Here is a 17,251-nt window from a genome sequence, read left to right as displayed (position 1 = left end):
ATGGCCCCGATGCGCCGCGAAGGGAAAAAGAAAGACGGTCAGCCGCTGGCGTTATCAGGCGCTGACGCGTTCGCCGGCGGCTTCGTAGTGGTTTTCGCGCAGATAGCGCAAGGTCGCGGCTCCGTCGACCGGCTTGCCGTAATAATAACCCTGCCCCATGCCACAGCCCAGCGCCCGAAGCTTGGCGGCCTCGCTGCGGTCCTCGATGCCCTCGGCCACGACCTGTAGGTCGAGGCCTTCGCACATGGCAAGGATCGCCTTGATGATATGCTCCGACGCGCGGTCGGAATTGATGCGGGACACGAAGGCGCGGTCGATCTTGACCTTGTCGAAGATGAAATCGCGCAACCGTCCCAGGCTCGACTGCCCCGTTCCGAAATCGTCGAGCGATATGCGAACGCCGGCAGCGCGCAGATCGGCGATGATGCGATGGGCGGTATCGGCAGAACTCATGACCGCGGTTTCGGTGATCTCCAGTTCCAGGCGATGCGGATCCAAACCGACACGGCTGAGGATGGCGAGGATACTGCCGCTTGTCCCGGGATCCATGAGCTGGGCCGACGAAAGGTTGAACGAGAGGAAGAGTTCACGCGGCCAGGAGAGGGCCGCTTCAGCAGCCTTTCTCAGAAGGGCTTCCGAGAGGGCATCGATGAAGCCGCGCTCTTCGGCAAGCGGAACGAAGACGGCTGGAGAGACAAAGCCGAGATCCGGATCATTCCAGCGCGCCAGTGCCTCGAAGCCCACCGTCGCATTGTTGGCAAGCGATACGATCGGCTGGAAATGCACTTCGATGGCGTCGGAAATGATGGCATTGCGCAGCGCCTGTTCCAGCTGCGTCGCACGTTTCATTTCCTGGGCGATTTCCTTGGAATAGACGGTGATCTGGCCGCGTCCGCGCCGCTTGGACCGATAGAGCGCCGTGTCGGCGTTCTTCAGCAGATCCTCGAATTCCTCGCCGGCGAAGGGATAGATCGCAAAACCGAAGGAAGCCGAAAGACGGACATTGCGGTCGCCCAGATCATAGGGCGCCGACAAGACTTCACGGATCATCTGGCCGAATTTTTCAGCACCGACGCGCTCGAAGACGAGCGGCAGGACGAAGGCGAATTCATCACCCTCATGGCGCGTGACGACAGCGCCGTCGGGAATGCAAGCCTTGAGCCGGTGGGCAACCTGGCAGAGAATCTCGTCACCGGCCTCAGTGCCGAAGAGATCATTGATCGGCTTGAAGGCGTCGAGATTGGCGATGCCGACGGTGAACGGCGCAGGATCGCTGGCCCGCTCCGCCGAGAGCAGCCGCACCTTGTCGCGCATTCGATAACGATTTCCCAATCCGGTCAGCGGATCGGTGTATGCCATCGCCTGCAACTCGTTCTGACTGACTTGCATGAGCGGTATTTCAGCCGATTTCATTTTCAGTCCCGAGGTTTCCTCCCACTAATGGGCGAGAATGGGGGGGAAGTCTTAAAAAAAAGATAGCGGTAAACGCGTTGAAAGCCCAAGTTCTGCCCCAATTTTAGGGGGTTGACGCAACTAAAAACTTCAAAGCGATTGGCGTAACTGATCGTCCTGCATGTATTTCTGAAATATCGTTTCAAGCATATCCGGACTGACCGGCTTGAGGATTACGTCATCCATGCCTGATGCACGGCATTCGGCACGATCCTTTTCGAAGGACTGGGACAGGACGCCGATGATCGGGGTTTTTGTTCCACTTTCCCCTTCCACCTGCCGAATGAGCCGGGCGGCTTCGAAACCGTTGAATCCCGGCAATGAAATATCCATTAGGACGAGCTTCGGGCGGAATTCGTTCCACATGCGTACCGCCTCGTCGCCCGTGGCGGCGATCCGGTAACGATAGCCGAGACCCTCTAGAATCTGGGAGAAGACGATCTGGTTGATTTCATTGTCTTCGGCCACAAGTATCTGGCACTCGTTGCTTTGAACGGTCGCCGGCGTCCACTTTTCGGCCGAAACCGTCTCCGCGCTCGAGCCCGTGGAACCGCCACGGCGCTCGCGGTTGAAATGACGGGCAATCAGGAAGGTCAGCTCATTTGCCAACTGAGAGCCGTCAACCAGGAGCGCAGGCACGTTCTGCCGTTCGGCGAGTTCGATGCAACGCTTGCAGAGCTGATTGTCGGCGATGACGAGGTCGATCCTGATGCCGTGGGCGGCCGAAACATCGAGGAAGGCGGCCAGCTCGTTTTCGTCATGAACAAGGCAGGTCTCGAATCTATATTTGGCGAGCGTTTTCAGGGCCGCTGACCCGGCCGCCATATCCGCCGTGACGACAAGGACCTTCCTGCCGGAGAAGTTCTCCGGGACGAAGGTCTCCATCGCGACGGGTTTCTGAGAGGCGGCATGCAAGGCGGCCGCCGGCACATAGGCGCGCCGGTAGGACAGGTCACCGGATTCCTTGATCGAGGAGGCCAGGGTGAACTCGTCGAAATCCCCGCCCTCCTTCGGAAGGTCCTGCATGGTCGCGACCAGGAAATAGCGGCCCGGCTTGCCGATCCTCTGCTTGCGCGTGACGATGTCGCGTTCGATGCCGTCGCGTGCGATCTGTCGCTGCCGCGAGATGGACATCTCGCCGGTTTCCAGTACGTGGCGGTCGCTCTCCTCGAAACGAATGGCGACTTCGCTGGAAAAGAGATCGACGCCTTTCCTGCCCAGCACTTCGTCAGCTGTCGTCTGGTATTTGCTGCAGAAAGCCTTGTTGACCGCGACATAGGTCATTTCCCGGTCTTTGACGAACAGCGGGAAAGGCAGATTGTCGAGGATGTCTTCGGTCAGCTGCACGCGTTCGAGATCGGCGCGCCATTGATCTTCGCGCTTCTTCTCCTCGGAAATATCCGAAATGATGCAGATGCCGAAGCCGGACGGAAGGCGGCGCTTGACGAAGCGGATCCATCGATCGGCACCATGGCGCTCGACGGTTTCGAAGCGCTCGCGCCAATGCGAGGCTATGTTCTGCGATATCCAGTTTTCGCGATTGACGGCGGCATTGGAATTGGCCGACGCGTCGCGCGGACGAATGCCGGTATCGAAAATCGCGCCCAGCATGTCGCGCAGGCGCGTGGTGGGGCGCAGGATATGCGCCGGCAGCGGGAAGAAATTCAGGACCTGACGGCTGGCAAAGAGCAGCAGATCGTTCCGGTCATAAACGAGAAACGCGGTGGTCAAGCCATCGCACACGGCATCGAGCAGCGCTGCCTGAAGACTCGCATCCGGCGGCACGTCTTCCAATCCCGAAACGACTGTCGTCCCAACACCGGCGGTCATTTTCTAGGTTCCCACATTTTTCCGGTATCACGGCATGCAGGCCGGCGCCCGAGGGCCGGGCCAATTGCGATGGCATGCTGGGATGGAGACTTGAAACAGACAGCCCTCGGCCGGAGGATGTGGCGATTCCAGCATCGGCGCCACTCAGCCTTAAATTGCGAAAATGCTGCCTGCGATCATTTCAAGCACTACAGCGCAGAATGTCATTTTTGTCTTAAGGTCAGATTAATTTTTAATCATAGGGTAGCGCCCACAATCGGGTGGACGGAAGCGCGATGGCGCCCTTTCTCCCTTTTCACGACGCAGCGAATCCCCGAGAATAGGCCATGGCCATCAGACAGCTTACAGAAACCCTGATCAACCAGATCGCGGCCGGCGAAGTCATCGAGCGACCTGCCAGTGCTGCAAAGGAACTGATCGAGAATGCCCTCGATGCCGGCGCGACGCGCGTCGAAATCGCCACCGCCGGTGGCGGCAAGGCTCTTTTGCGCGTCAGCGACAACGGCTCCGGCATGAATCAGACCGATCTCGAACTCGCCGTTCGACGCCACTGCACATCGAAGATATCGGACACGCTTGACGATATCCGCACGCTCGGCTTTCGCGGCGAAGCGTTGCCATCCATCGGATCGGTGGCGCGGCTGACGATTTCCAGCCGCAGGGCAGATGGCGAAGGCGGCGCGGAAATCGCGGTTGCCGGCGGCAAAGTGGTCCATCTGCGGCCGGCCGCGGCCAATGTCGGCACCATCGTGGAAGTGCGCGACTTGTTTTTCGCGACCCCGGCCCGGCTGAAATTCCTGAAGACGGAGAAGGCGGAAGCGGCTGCGATCACCGAGATCGTCAAGCGGATGGCAATCGCCTTTCCGAAGGTGCGCTTCGTGCTGTCTGGCAGCGACCGCTCGACGCTGGAGTTCCCGGCAACCGGCGACGATCACCTGGCGCGCATGGCTCAGGTACTCGGCAGCGAGTTCAAGGACAACGCCATCGAGCTCAATGCCGAGCGAGAAGATGTGCAACTGACCGGTTTTGCCGGCGTGCCGACCTTCAATCGCGGCAACTCGGCGCATCAATATGCTTTCGTCAACGGCCGCCCCGTCCAGGACAAGCTGATCCTTTCGGCAATTCGCGGTGCCTATGCCGAGACCATTCCGGCCGGGCGCTATCCGGTGGCCGTCCTGTCGATCGCTCTCGATCCGGCCTTGGTCGACGTCAATGTCCACCCGGCCAAATCCGACGTGCGCTTCCGCGATCCCGGGCTCGTGCGCGGCCTGATCGTCGGTGCCGTCCGCGAGGCGCTGGCGCGCGAAGGCGATCGCGCGGCAACGACAGGCGCCGACGGCATGATGCGGGCGTTTCGGGCCGGCTATCAACCTGGATGGCGGCCGTCTCCCGGCGCGAACGGGGCGGCGTGGAGCCCCCAGACTTCCCCTTATCGACCGATCGATAGGGAAATTGAGACCATAGGCTCCTCACGCGGCAGCCTCGGTGTTTCGGAGCGTCCACAGGCGTCGTTCGATGGTTTGACCATGCCGACCGCAAGGGCGGACGCTTCGCCGGCGCAGCGTCCGGAGCTGCCGCAGGGCCAGGAGGCGAGTTCACAGTTTCCGCTCGGGGCAGCCCGCGCGCAATTGCACGAGAACTACATCATCGCGCAGACCGAAAACGGTCTCGTCATCGTCGACCAGCATGCGGCCCATGAGCGGCTGGTGTTCGAAGAGCTGCGCAAGGCGATGCATTCCAAGCGAATGCCCTCGCAGGTGCTGCTCATTCCCGAGATCGTCGACCTGCCGGACGAGGATTGCGATCGGCTGATGGTGCATGCCGAAGGGCTTGCGAAACTTGGGCTCGCGGTGGAGCGCTTTGGCCCAGGCGCGGTCGCCGTGCGCGAGACGCCGGCCATGCTTGGCGAGGTGGATGCGCAGGGGCTCGTCCGGCAGCTTGCCGACGAGATCGCCGAGTGGGACACCTCCTCCGGCCTTGCAGCCAGGCTCGAATATGTGGCGGCGACCATGGCCTGCCATGGCTCGGTGCGGTCAGGTCGACGGCTGCGGCCGGAGGAAATGAACGCGCTGCTGCGCCAGATGGAGGCCACTCCCGGTTCCGGGCAGTGCAATCACGGACGGCCGACCTATATCGAGCTGAAACTCTCGGATATCGAGCGACTGTTCGGCCGAAGCTGAAAAAGCTGGAAAAATCGGTTTCGCAAGGGTAAGGCAGTCGAAGGGATGTGGAGGCCGCGTGCTCCATTGGACGCGCGCAAGCCTGTATAGTATATTTCATTCTTCTGATGGACGTGGAGACGGCGTGCGATGAATCTTTTCGAAGGACATGGAAATCGCGAGGCGAAAATTCGTTATCTCGACGGCGACTTCCAGATCCTGATGCCCGGCTCCTATGTCGTCTGCGCCATGTCCGGCAAACATATTCCCCTCGATGAGCTGCGCTATTGGAGCGTTGCCCGGCAGGAACCCTATGCCAATGTCGCGCTGGCGCTGGAAGCGGACAAGCGCGCCGGCGCCCTGCCAAACCAGAAGCGCTAAGCGGTTCCAACAAAAGCGTGCAGCGGTTTGCGTCCGGAATTGCGGAAAGCGCTACCGCTATTTTCCGGCCTTGCGCCCTTCCCTTATGCGACGCTGACGACAGGCTTCCATCGCACGGTCGATGATCAGATACGGCGCGCGCGGATCGGTGAAGGCCATTTCGACATCGATGACGCGGGCGCGATGCGCAAGTTCTTCGGCCTTGCCGTGACGCCCTGCTAGACGGACCATGTCCTTGGACGTCGTGACGATTTCAAGCCCTTCGCGGGTAGCAGCGTCAAGCATGTCAGTGATCTCGTCGTCGCTCAGATGCTCATGGTCGCCGAACGAGCGACGGCTTGCGATCTCCGCCCCTAGCGATCCGACTGTCCGGAAGAATTTTTCCGGATCGGCGATGCCGGCAAAGGCAAGCACCTTCCGGCCAGCCAGATCGCTTTGACCCAGCACCTTGAGCGAGGCTGCGAAGAACGGTTTTCCGGCGCGAGCGGCCATGCGCACGATCGCATCCGCGGCATTGCCGCTACCGACCTTCAGAAGGGCCGAAGCATAGTGTAGCTGCCGCCTGATTGGCGCGCGGACGGGGCCTCCTGGCACGATATGCCCATTGCCGATGCCGCGCATGGTATCGATCACCACAAGCGCATAGTCGATGACCAGCCGGGCGCTCTGGAAACCATCATCCATGATGATGAGATCGACACCTTCCCTGACAAGACGCTCCGCGCCTTCCGCCCGGCGCCGCGAGATCACTGTCAGCGCTTCGCGCGCCAGAAGCAGGGGTTCGTCGCCCACGGCTGTCGAGAGATGATGGGCGGGATCGACGACCGTCGTGACATCGAGAAGGCCGCCATAGCCGCGGCTGAGAAAGCCCGGCTTCAGGCCCTTCTCCTTTGCGGCACGGGCAATCGCGAGAGCCGTCGGCGTCTTGCCGGCGCCGCCGACAGTGAAATTTCCGATGCAGATGACAGGCAGCGGAACAGAGGCACGCTTGGCATGCGCCATGCGGTAGCCAGCAACACGACCATAGAGAAAGGAAAGAGGCCAGAGGAGCCGTGCACGCCAATCGGGCTTCGTCCACCAGAAAGGCGGTGCTTCAGATACCATGCAGTCTTACCGCCCCCATGACCCACATAGCTGATGTTGCGGGCAGAACCCTCAAAAATATTCGATTTGGCATGAAAGAAAGGCCAAACCGGCAGAAAAAGCAAGCCGTTGCCTAATCAGGCCGGCTGCGGTTCGGAGAGCAGGCTTTCCAGCTCCGTAATGTCGTTGAGGCAGTAGTCGGAGGCAGCCGCCAGCGACTCCCGCGAACCGGTCCCGGTCAGCACGGCGATCTTCAGGCCGGCACCGGCATTATGGCCCATGTGGAGATCGTGATTGTTGTCACCGACAACGGCGATCTGCTCCGGCGAGAGGCCGGTTGCCCGGCAGAAACCAAGGACCATTCCCGCCTCGGGCTTGCTGCCAAAACCGCTGTCATAGCCGGCGATATAGTCGACATGGTCGTGGAAACCGAAGCGGGTGGCCAACTGACGGATCGAGCGTTCATTGTCGCTCGAGGCAATGCCCAGCTTGTAGCCGCGGGCGTGCATGCGGCCGAAGAAAGCCTTGAGATCCGTTACCGGAACCGAGAAATCCGCAGCATTGGAAAAGAGTTGATCCAGGCGGTGTACGAGTTCCTCAAGATCGACCTCCGATCCGGCCGCAATCAGCCCCTCGGAAATCTGGCGCGTATTGCCGGCCGCAAGCAGGCTGTCCGGGACGATATGTCCGGTCTCCGGGTCCATGCCGCATTCGCGCAGGAGATGATCGGCAAGATCGGGATCATTCTTCGCGGCGATGCGGGCAAGCTCGCGATTGACCGGCAGCCAGCTATCGTCATAGTCGAGCAACGTACCGTCCTTGTCGAACAGGATGCCCGCAATCTTCAAAAGCTTCTCCGCCGTCATCCGTTTCCCCCTGCCCTCTTCTTCAGCCCTGGGCCATTTTGGGAAGAAGCCGCGCCTTGACCGTCAGCGGATTGATGTAGGGCTCAAGCCCCTTCAGCGTCGCCGTCAAAGCGCCGCGCATTTCCTGGACCGTGGCAAAACCTGCCTCGATCATGCCGCGTCGGGCCGAATCATTCGTCAGCAGGTAATGCACGCCCTTGGCCAGCATTTCGGTATCGCGCACCATCCTGGCGCTGCCGCTGCGGGCAAGACGCTGATAGGCCTCACGGAAATTCTGCACATGGCCGCCCGACAGAATGGCGCAGCCGAGCATGGCTGATTCCAGCGGGTTCTGGCCGCCCTCGGCGAACAGCGAGCGGCCGACGAAAGAGACTTCGGTCAGTCTGAGATAGAGGCCCATCTCGCCGATCGTGTCCCCGAGAAAGACATCGACATCGGGCGAGAGAATATCGTTGCGCGTCCGGCGAGCGACCTTCAGGCCCTGTCCGACCAGCATCTTTTCGATCTCGTTGGACCGTTCGGGATGGCGCGGGACGATGATGGTCAGCTGGCTGTTTCGCTCCTTCAGGGCACGATGGACGGTCGCTGCCGCACTCTCTTCGCCGTCGAAGGTGCAGACGGCAGCCCAGGTCTTGCGATCGCCGATCTGCTTTGCGTATCGGGCAAGAAGTGCGGCGTCATAGGGCGGCGCGTCGGTATCGACCTTGAGATTGCCCGACATGATGACCTGCCGGACGCCGAGATCACGGAAACGCTCGGCATCGATATCCGATTGGGCAATCACCAACGCCAGGTTCTCGAACAGCGCTTCGGCCAGCGACAGGCGGGTTTTCCAGCGGGAGAAGGAGCGATCCGATATACGAGCGTTGACGAGAATCTGCGGAATGCGGCGCTGGCCGAGCTCCATGATGGTCGTCGGCCAGATCTCGGACTCGGCAATAATGGTGCAATCGGGCTGCCAGTAGTCGAGGAAACGGCGAACAGCCGGCTTCAGGTCGAGCGGGACATATTGATGGATGACATCGTCGCCCAGCCGCTCCCTGACCAGCCTGGCCGATGTCACCGTTCCGGTCGTCAGGACCACGTGAATATCGCGTCGGCGGATTTCCCGGATGAGAGGCATGACGGCGAGGCTCTCGCCGACGCTTGCGGCATGGAACCAGACCAGCGGACCCTGGGGGCGATTGGCACTGGCATAGCCGAAACGTTCCAACCGGCGCGCGCGCTCCTCCTTGCCTCTGGCGGCACGGACGGCGAGGTAGGGGCTCATCAGTGGATAGATCGCGATGCCGCCCAGGCGGTAGGCACCCAAGGCAAAGCGCGCCCTCAGGCTGCTCATCTTGTTCGCCTCCGATCGCTGCTGATCGTCATCAAAGCCAAATCCCGATTATTGTTATGGCGGAAGGCCTGCAGTTAAGTTCTGAATGCGTCAAAAATAGTATTTATGGAACGACAGGCGGCAGATTGCCGCCTTAACTGACCGCATCAAATTTCCACGGGACGAAAATCAGCCCTTGATGGCAGATTCCGGGTCAAGCAGGCGATGCATGTGCACGATGAAGTAACGCATATGGGCGTTGTCGACGGTCTGATGTGCCTTTGCCTTCCAGGCCACGAGCGCACTCGCATAGTCGGGGAAAATCCCGACGATATCGAGATCCTTCAGATCGCGGAACTGAACCTCTTCAAGGCTTTCCAGTTCGCCGCCAAATACGAGGTGCAGGAGCTGCTTTTTGCTGCTTGAGTCCGTCATGATTGTCTCTTTTCTGCTGTCTCTCTCCTCCCCCCTTCATCTGAGGGATTTTGACCGAAAGGTCAACCATCTCGACGATGGGAGAGCTGACGTAAAAAGGCCTCAAGATGGGCGGCAGGAGCGCCGCAAAGCTCGCCGTGGCTAAGCTCGGGGCGATTATAGTTCAGCGCATGGCCGGATAGGTCGACGAGTGCGCCGCCCGCACGCTCCAGAATGAGATCAGCCGCCGCCAGATCCCAATCGTGGGAGTCGCGCTTGACCAGCGTTCCTTCCAGCCGCCCGTCGGCGACCATCGCCAGACGATAGGCGAGCGACGGCACATGCTTGGCACGCTCAATCGTCTTGCGAAAATCGGGATCGAAGCCGCTCAGCATTTCCTCGGCAGTCGCAAGCCTCTGCATCTCGGTTGCCGGTCGATCGGAGACGCCAATGGGGGTTCCGTTCTTCAATGCCGGGCCACCGGTCTCGGCGGTGAACAGCTCGCCCAGCGCCGGCGCATAAAGCACGCCGGCCGTCGGACGGCCGTTGGTCACCACGGCGACGCTGACGCACCACATTTCGAGTCCGGCAATAAAGCCGCGAGTTCCATCAATTGGATCGACGACGAAGAGCGTCTCGGAATTGAGCCTGGCCGGATCGTCGTCCGTTTCCTCCGAGAGCCAGCCATAATTCGGGCGGGCGCTTCTGAGGATCGATGCCAAGGCCTCGTTGGCGGCGAAATCGGCGGCGCTGACGGGGGAGCGCCCCTCGTTTTTCCACCAGACTTCCGGTTCACGGCGAAAGTAGCGAAGGGCTATCTCTCCTGCCTGGCGGGCGGCATCGACGATCAACTCCAGATCGTTCTGGCGACCGGCCTCGGCAATATCACTCATCGTTGCGCACCTCGCCTTACAGACCTGCCAGCGTCATGCCCTCGATGGCAAGCGTGGGAGAGGCGACGCCGAACTTGCGGTCGATGTCGTTTGCCGGCGTCGTGCGCATGAACATGTCCTTGAGGTTGGATGCGATCGTGACTTCGGAGACCGGGAATGTCAGTTCGCCGTTCTCGATCCAGAAGCCGGTGGCGCCGCGGCTGTATTCGCCTGTTATCATGTTGACGCCCTGGCCGATCAGCTCGGTCACATAGAAGCCGTTGCCGATGCCCTTGATCATGTCCTCAGGAGAAATATCGCCTGGCTCCAGCGCCAGATTGGTCGAAGACGGGGAAACCGTGGTGCCGCCGCGCACGCCGCGACCGTTGGTTTCCATGCCGATCTCACGGCCTGTCGACGTCGAAAGGAACCAGTGCTTCAGCACGCCGTCCTCGATCATGACCATCCGCTCACCGACGACGCCTTCGCCATCGAAGGGACGGGAAGAAGGACCGCGAACGATCAGCGGATCGTCTGTGATCGACAGGCCCGATTTCAGGACCTGTTCGCCCATGCGGTCGCGCAGGAAGCTGGTCTTGCGCGCCACCGAGGCGCCGTTGATCGCGCCGGCGATGTGACCGACGAAGCCGCGCGCAACGCGCGGATCGAAAATGACGGTCAGGTCCTTGCCCGTCGGCACCTGGCGCGGGTTGAGGCGCTTGATCGCGCGCTCGCCGGCGCGGCGGCCGATCTCGGCGGGATCGTCAAGCTCTGCGAAATAGAGGCGGCTGTCGAAATCATAATCGCGTTCCATGCCGGTGCCTTCGCCGGCAATCACGCTGACGGAGCGACCGAAGCGCGAGCCCATGTAGCTGCCGGCAAAACCGTGGGACGTGGCGAGCACCAGGCCGCCCATGCCGGAAGACGCGCCGGCGCCCGAGGAATTGCTGACGCCAGAAACGGCAAGGGCCGCCTCTTCCATGGCGAGCGAGGCTTCACGCAGCTGCTCCGTCGACACTTCGGTCGAGTCGAACAGCTCGAGATCCTTGTAGGTGCGGGCCAGCCTGCTTTCATCGGCGAGGCAGGCATAGGGGTCTTCCGGAGAGACCTTCGCCATGGCGACGGCGCGTTCGGCGAGCACCTGCAGGTCGAAGCCCGGATTTGCCGAGACGCTGGCGACGCGCTGACCCACGAAGACGCGGAGCGCGAAATCGTCGCTTTCGGAGGATTCGGTACTTTCGACCTTGCCGAGGCGAACGCTGACCGATTGAGAGCGCGAGCGCACCACGACGGCATCGGCAGCGTCGGCGCCGGCCTTTCGGGCGAGATCGATCAATTGGCTGGCACGGGAAAGAAGCTGAGCGGAATCGATTTCTGAGGACATGATTTGGCCTTTCCTTCGCGTTCCATTTATTGTGCACTACGAAAAGCATCAAGGGCGGGAATGTCGATTCTTCCCCGGGATGTCCGAAGCACCGCCTGCCCATGAAAGAAACAGACGATGTCAGCGCCCAACGCCCTCTTTACCGAAACACTCCTGCTGCTGGGCGGAGCCGTGGTCACGGCCCCGATCTTCAAGAAGCTAGGGCTCGGAACCGTGCTTGGCTACCTTGCTGCCGGCGTTGTGATCGGCCCGATCCTGCATGGCATCGGGGACGGGGAATCCGTTCTCGGCGTGGCCGAGCTCGGCGTCGTCTTTCTGCTTTTCATCATCGGACTGGAGCTTAAGCCTTCGCGGCTGTGGCAGATGCGGCGCGACATCTTCGGCCTCGGCACCGCCCAGGTCGTCATCACCGGCATTTTGCTGACCGGCGCCGCCTATCTCAGCGGCGTGACCGGATGGCGCGGAAGCATCATTGCCGGTTTTGGCCTTTCCCTTTCCTCGACCGCCTTCGCCATGCAGATCCTGGAGGAACAGGGCGACGTCAATACGCGCTACGGCCAGCGCTCCTTCTCCATGCTGCTGTTGCAGGATCTTGCGATCGTGCCGCTTTTGGCGCTGGTTACCGTTCTCGACGGTCCGAAGGAGGCAACCAATCCCGTTCCCGATTTCGCCATCGCCGTCGGCGCGGTCGGCGCGATGATCATTGCGGGACGCTATCTGCTGACGCCGCTCTTCCAGGTCATCGCCCGCACCGGCGCGCGAGAGGCGATGATCGCGGCCGCGCTGTTCGTCGTCATGGGCTCGGCGACGTTGATGCAGCTTGCCGGCCTGTCGATGGCAATGGGCGCCTTCCTCTCCGGTGTGATGCTGGCGGAATCCTCCTACCGGCACGAACTGGAGGCCGATATCGAGCCTTTCCGCGGCGTGCTGCTCGCAATCTTCTTCATTGCCGTCGGCCTGTCGCTGCAATTGCAGGTCATTCTCGATAATGTGCTTCTCATCATCGTGGCCGTTCCCATCATCATGGTCGTCAAGGCGGCAGTGATCTATTCGATCTGTCGCGTCTCGGGTTCGCCACACAATGACGCGATCCGCATTGCTTTCCTGCTGCCACAGGGCGGCGAATTCGGCTTCGTGCTCTTCAGCACCGCAAGTGCCAGCGGCGCCCTGCTGACGGGCAGCACCGCTTCGCTGCTGATTGCCATCGTGACGCTTTCGATGGCGCTCACGCCGCTGAGCACCGCGCTCGCAAAGCGCTTTCTGCGCGACGATGCGCATGAGGAGCTGGACGAGGATTTCGAAGGTGCCGGCTCGGATGTGATGATGATCGGCTTTTCGCGCTTCGGCCAGATCGCCGCGCAGATTCTGCTTGCCGGCGGCCGTGACGTCACTGTTATCGACTATTCCGCAGACCGCATACGGCAGGCATCCGCCTTCGGTTTCCGCATCTATTTCGGCGACGGCACGCGCAAGGACGTGCTGCGCTCCGCGGGTATCGACAAAGCCAAGATCGTGATGGTTTGCACGCATGATCGTGAGATTACCGACAAGATCGTGGAGCTCGTGCAGACCGAATATCCGCATGCCAAGCTATTCGTGCGCTCCTATGACCGCATCCATTCCATCGCTCTTAGAAACAACGGCGTCGATTATGAATTGCGCGAAACGGTGGAATCCGGCCTGCTCTTCGGCCGCAGGACGCTGGAGGCGCTCGGCATCGGCGAGGCCGATGCCTACGCAATCGAAGAGGATATCCGCAAGCGGGACGAACAGCGGCTGGTGCTGCAGACGACGGAAGGCCTGCAGGCCGGCCGCGACATGCTGTTCTCGCATCCGGTCAAGCCGGAGCCGCTGATGAAGCCGAAGCGGACGATGGACGTCTTCGACGACGATCTTGCTGCACCGACGGAAAAACAGACCGCCGATGCGTAGCCTAGCTCGTGGTTTCGTTCTCGGCCTCTGCATAAGTATCCGACGCCACGGCCAAAAAATACAGGCGATTAGCCATGCGCCTCGATCGCCTGCTCCAGCGCAAACTTGAGCTCGTCCTTAACGCCTGCCGACATGGCAAGCACTTCCCGAGCCTTCAGGAAATCCATGACGCCGGTGCGGCCGACTGTCGGCCTCAGGAAGATTTGCGGCGGCCTCAGCTTCAATTTCAGCGAGATCGAAGTCTGCATCATCAGCTGGCCGGAGCCGAAGATGCTTTCCATGCGGTTAGGGATATGCGCGCCGTCGCCTTCAGGGGCGCCGACGACATCGATGCCGATGACGATATCGGCGATATCCATCAGGCATTCATAGGGAACCGGATTGGCGATGCCGCCGTCGATCATCACGCGATTGTGCAGGCGCACCGGCATGAAGACCGCGGGGATGGCGGAAGAAGCAGCCAGCGCCGGGAAAAGCTCGCCCTCCTCCACGATCACTTCGCACTGTCCATAATAATCGGTCGTGATGACCTTCATGGGGATGAGGAGATCTGAAAACTTGGCGGGCAGCTCCTCCGGCAGGAAGGCCCGCAGGATCCGCTCCAGATTGAACTGGCCGATTCGAATGCCTTTGGCGACGGCATCGCGCACCGTTTGCGGGCGCATGCCCCAGATGCGGCTGACGACGGCCGCCTTGTTGCCGACGGTTGCCAGCGCATGTTCGCGGATCTCGGCGCCGCTCATGCCGGCTGCCATGCCTGCGCCCATGATCGCGCCGATCGAGGAGCCCGATATCGCCACTGGGCGGATGCCGAGTTCGTCCAGGGCTTCGATGATATGGATGTGCGACAGACCGCGAGCACCACCGCCGCCGAAGGCGACTGCCACGGAAGGCCCTGATGCAGCCGGGGTCAGAAGACTGAAACCCGCTCGCTCGGCGCTAGCCATTCGACACCCCAACCACCGTTTAAACCGGCTGATAGCGGAAGAAATGCATCTTGCTGTCGCCGAAGGTTCGTTCCTCCAGGAACATATAGGAAGATGGTACCGATACGACGACATCTGCGCGTTCTTCGAGGATCGCCAATGCGCCCGGCACCAGCCAGCCGCCGTTGGCCGCCGCCGCAAAGGCCTTTTCGCCCAGTCCCTTGCCATAGGGCGGGTCGGCGAAAAGCATGTCGAAGGGTTCGAGATTGCCGACACTGCCGAGATCGGTGGCATCGCGGCGCAGCATTCGCGTCCGCCCGTGGAGCCCGAGAGAATCGATGTTTTCCCAGAGAAGGCCGCGCCCTTCGACGCTGCTCTCGACAAAAAGCACATGACGGCATCCGCGGGACGCCGCCTCCAGGCCGACAGCACCGGTGCCGGCAAACAGATCCATCATCCGCGTGCCGTCGATGGCATCGGGATAGGCATGGCTCAGGATATTGAACAGGCTCTCGCGTGTCCGGTCGGCTGTCGGCCGGATCTCGTTCGATTTGGGCACGGCGAGAGGCCGTCCGCGAAATTCACCGCCGACGATCCGCACTGCCCATCAACCCCTTTTGCCCTTGGGACCGCCCCTGCCGGGACCACCCGACGGCCGGCCACCGCCTGCACCGTCACCGCGCGGCCTGCCCGAGAAGCCCTTCGCTCCCGGCTTTCCGCCCGGCTTGCCGCCAAAGGACTTTCCGCCCGGCTTGCCGCCGAAAGATTTGCCCGCAGGCTTGCCACCAGCAGGCCGCTCCCCGAAGGAACGCTCGCCGCCGGCGCGCTCGGAGCGCTGCTCGCCACCGAAAGATTTTGCACGCGGCCGCTCGGCGCCATCCGGATGGGGGCCGCGATTGCCGCGCGGCTTGTCGCCGTAAGACTTGGAACCGAAGGGCTTGTCGCCGCCAGCGGGATCGCCAAAAGACCTTTCGCCGCGAGGGCGTTCTGCACCTTCAGCGCGCGGCCGGCGATCACCGCGCGGCTTATCGCTAAACGGCCTGTCGCCACGAGGCGGACGATCACCGAAAGAACGCTCACCACGGGGACGCTCTTCGCCTTCAGCACGCGGCCTGCGGTCACCGCGCGGCTTGTCGCCAAACGGTCTGTCGCCGCGAACCGGACGATCGGAGAAGGAACGCTCGCCGCGGGCAGGACGATCCCCTCGCTCGGGACGGTCACCACGCGCCGGGCGATCTCCAAAGGAGCGCTTGCGGCCGAAACCGCCCTCGTCATCACGCGTCTCGCTGGAGCGGATCCACTCGCCATCCTCTTCCCGGACACGATTGACCTGGACTCTCGGCGCTGATGCCGGAGCAGCAGCGGGTGCGCCACGCTGCGGACGGTCGCGCTCACCGCGCTTGGCGTCGGTCTTGGCATTCTTTGCTGCTTTCTGGGCCGCCTTTTCGCCGAGCGGGCGGGCGCCGGGCGCCATCCAGACATTGGCGTTGCGGCGCGAGCCGAGCGCCGGGCGCTTCGGACGATCGTCGTCGCGGTGATCGTCACGCTTCGTATCGAGGCGGCTCAAGGCGCGCTCGCGCTTGTCGGCCGGCTTTTCGCGGCGCGGGCGCTGCTCGCGCTGGCCCTCGCCCCAGGAGCGCTGATCGTCCTTGGCGCGATCACCCTTCGATACGCTGCGCTGCGGCTTGTCGTCTTCTTCTTCGTCATCGGCCGAAGTGACGGCAGGCGCATTATAGATCGGCGCGTCGAAATTCGCCTTGGCGTCTTCGACGAGGCGCGGGCCGAGCTGGTCGCGCAGCGTGCGTCCGCGCACCTCGACGACCTCGCCCTCCGGCAGGTCGCCGAGCTGGAAGGGGCCGTAGGAGATGCGGATCAGGCGGTTGACGTCGAGGCCGAGCGCGCCGAGCACGTTCTTGATTTCGCGGTTCTTGCCTTCGCGCAGACCCATCGTGATCCAGACGTTGGAGCCCTGGGTGCGATCGAGCGTCGCGTCGATCGAGCCGTAGAGCACGCCGTCGACGGCAATGCCTTCCTTCAGCTTGTCGAGCGCTTCCTGATCGATCTCGCCATGGGCGCGCACGCGGTAGCGGCGCAGCCAGCCCGTCGTCGGCAGCTCGAGGACGCGGGCAAGGCCGCCGTCGTTGGTAAGCAGCAGCAAGCCTTCGGTGTTGATGTCGAGGCGGCCGATCGACATGACGCGCGGCAGCTCTTCCGGCAGGTTGTCGAAGACGGTCGGGCGGCCTTCCGGATCGGAATTGGTGGTCACGAGGCCGGACGGCTTGTGATAGACCCAAAGCCGGGTGCGCTCGATGCCGCGGATCGGCATTCCGTCCACTTCGATCTTGTCGGTCAGCGTCACGTTGACGACGGGGCTGTCGAGCAGCACGCCGTTCAGCCTGACACGGCCTTCCATGATCATGCGCTCGATGTCGCGGCGCGAGGCGACACCGGCGCGGGCCATCACCTTGGAAATGCGCTCGGCCTTTTCGCCGCCTTCGGTTTCCACCGCAGCGACCTTTGCCGAGGCCGTCTTCACCGGCTTGTCATCGCCGCGTTTGGCAGCCGGCTTCGTCTGCTTGTCGCGAAAAACGGGCTTGGACCCAGGCCGCTTGGGCTTGTCATTGACTGTCATTT

13 protein-coding genes and 1 pseudogene are annotated in these 17,251 nt (G+C 62.0%); 3 read left to right on the top strand and 11 right to left on the bottom strand.

Annotation, left to right across the window (positions count from 1 at the left end):
• Positions 1-54: 54 nt before the first annotated feature.
• Positions 55-1,413 (bottom strand): EAL domain-containing protein, encoded by a 1,359-nt coding sequence (locus EV561_RS11685; protein ID WP_132521476.1) that lies wholly within the window; start codon positions 1,411-1,413, stop codon positions 55-57.
• Between the two features lie 129 nt (positions 1,414-1,542).
• Positions 1,543-3,282, bottom strand: a complete 1,740-nt coding sequence (locus tag EV561_RS11680) for a response regulator (protein ID WP_132521474.1) — start codon at positions 3,280-3,282, stop codon at positions 1,543-1,545.
• 326 nt (positions 3,283-3,608) lie between these two features.
• On the opposite strand from EV561_RS11680, the gene mutL reads away from it, so the two are divergent.
• Positions 3,609-5,462 carry a DNA mismatch repair endonuclease MutL gene (mutL, locus tag EV561_RS11675; protein ID WP_132521472.1) on the top strand — a complete coding sequence of 618 codons (1,854 nt, stop codon included), beginning with the start codon at positions 3,609-3,611 and terminating at the stop codon, positions 5,460-5,462.
• A gap of 129 nt (positions 5,463-5,591) precedes the next feature.
• Positions 5,592-5,822, top strand: a complete 231-nt coding sequence (locus EV561_RS11670) for a DUF2093 domain-containing protein (RefSeq protein ID WP_132521470.1) — start codon at positions 5,592-5,594, stop codon at positions 5,820-5,822.
• Between the two features lie 57 nt (positions 5,823-5,879).
• Here EV561_RS11670 and lpxK read toward each other — a convergent pair whose 3' ends face one another.
• The 6 genes from lpxK to EV561_RS11640 form a co-directional block, all read right to left on the bottom strand.
• The gene (lpxK, locus tag EV561_RS11665) at positions 5,880-6,926 is read right to left on the bottom strand and encodes a tetraacyldisaccharide 4'-kinase (protein ID WP_132521468.1); all 1,047 of its coding nucleotides are present in this window, start codon (positions 6,924-6,926) and stop codon (positions 5,880-5,882) included.
• A 116-nt stretch (positions 6,927-7,042) separates the two neighbouring features.
• Positions 7,043-7,771 (bottom strand): HAD family hydrolase, encoded by a 729-nt coding sequence (locus EV561_RS11660; RefSeq protein ID WP_132521466.1) that lies wholly within the window; start codon positions 7,769-7,771, stop codon positions 7,043-7,045.
• Between the two features lie 22 nt (positions 7,772-7,793).
• Positions 7,794-9,110 (bottom strand): lipid IV(A) 3-deoxy-D-manno-octulosonic acid transferase, encoded by a 1,317-nt coding sequence (waaA, locus tag EV561_RS11655; protein ID WP_132521464.1) that lies wholly within the window; start codon positions 9,108-9,110, stop codon positions 7,794-7,796.
• Between the two features lie 168 nt (positions 9,111-9,278).
• The gene (locus tag EV561_RS11650) at positions 9,279-9,524 is read right to left on the bottom strand and encodes a DUF4170 domain-containing protein (RefSeq protein WP_132521462.1); all 246 of its coding nucleotides are present in this window, start codon (positions 9,522-9,524) and stop codon (positions 9,279-9,281) included.
• Positions 9,525-9,586: 62 nt separating this feature from the next.
• A complete protein-coding gene (locus EV561_RS11645; protein WP_132521460.1) occupies positions 9,587-10,396 on the bottom strand; it encodes a 3'(2'),5'-bisphosphate nucleotidase CysQ in 810 nt (269 codons plus the stop codon).
• A 16-nt stretch (positions 10,397-10,412) separates the two neighbouring features.
• Positions 10,413-11,759: a TldD/PmbA family protein gene (locus tag EV561_RS11640; protein WP_132521458.1), complete on the bottom strand. Its 1,347-nt coding sequence runs from the start codon at positions 11,757-11,759 to the stop codon at positions 10,413-10,415.
• 117 nt (positions 11,760-11,876) lie between these two features.
• On the opposite strand from EV561_RS11640, the gene EV561_RS11635 reads away from it, so the two are divergent.
• The gene (locus EV561_RS11635; RefSeq protein WP_132521456.1) at positions 11,877-13,691 is read left to right on the top strand and encodes a monovalent cation:proton antiporter-2 (CPA2) family protein; all 1,815 of its coding nucleotides are present in this window, start codon (positions 11,877-11,879) and stop codon (positions 13,689-13,691) included.
• Between the two features lie 68 nt (positions 13,692-13,759).
• On the opposite strand, the gene EV561_RS11630 is transcribed toward EV561_RS11635, so the two are convergent.
• The 3 genes and pseudogenes from EV561_RS11630 to EV561_RS11620 form a co-directional block, all read right to left on the bottom strand.
• On the bottom strand, positions 13,760-14,638 hold the full coding sequence (locus EV561_RS11630) for a patatin-like phospholipase family protein (protein ID WP_132521454.1): 879 nt from the start codon (positions 14,636-14,638) through the stop codon (positions 13,760-13,762).
• A 19-nt stretch (positions 14,639-14,657) separates the two neighbouring features.
• A complete protein-coding gene (gene rsmD, locus EV561_RS11625) occupies positions 14,658-15,218 on the bottom strand; it encodes a 16S rRNA (guanine(966)-N(2))-methyltransferase RsmD (protein ID WP_132521452.1) in 561 nt (186 codons plus the stop codon).
• Positions 15,199-17,249, bottom strand: a pseudogene (locus EV561_RS11620) (pseudouridine synthase). The gene rsmD and the pseudogene EV561_RS11620 overlap by 20 nt, the downstream one beginning before the upstream one ends.
• Positions 17,250-17,251: the final 2 nt, after the last annotated feature.

The organism is Rhizobium sp. BK376, assembly GCF_004341625.1.
Taxonomy (GTDB): Bacteria; Pseudomonadota; Alphaproteobacteria; order Rhizobiales; family Rhizobiaceae; genus Rhizobium.
This window is presented reverse-complemented; position numbering and strand designations above follow the sequence as displayed.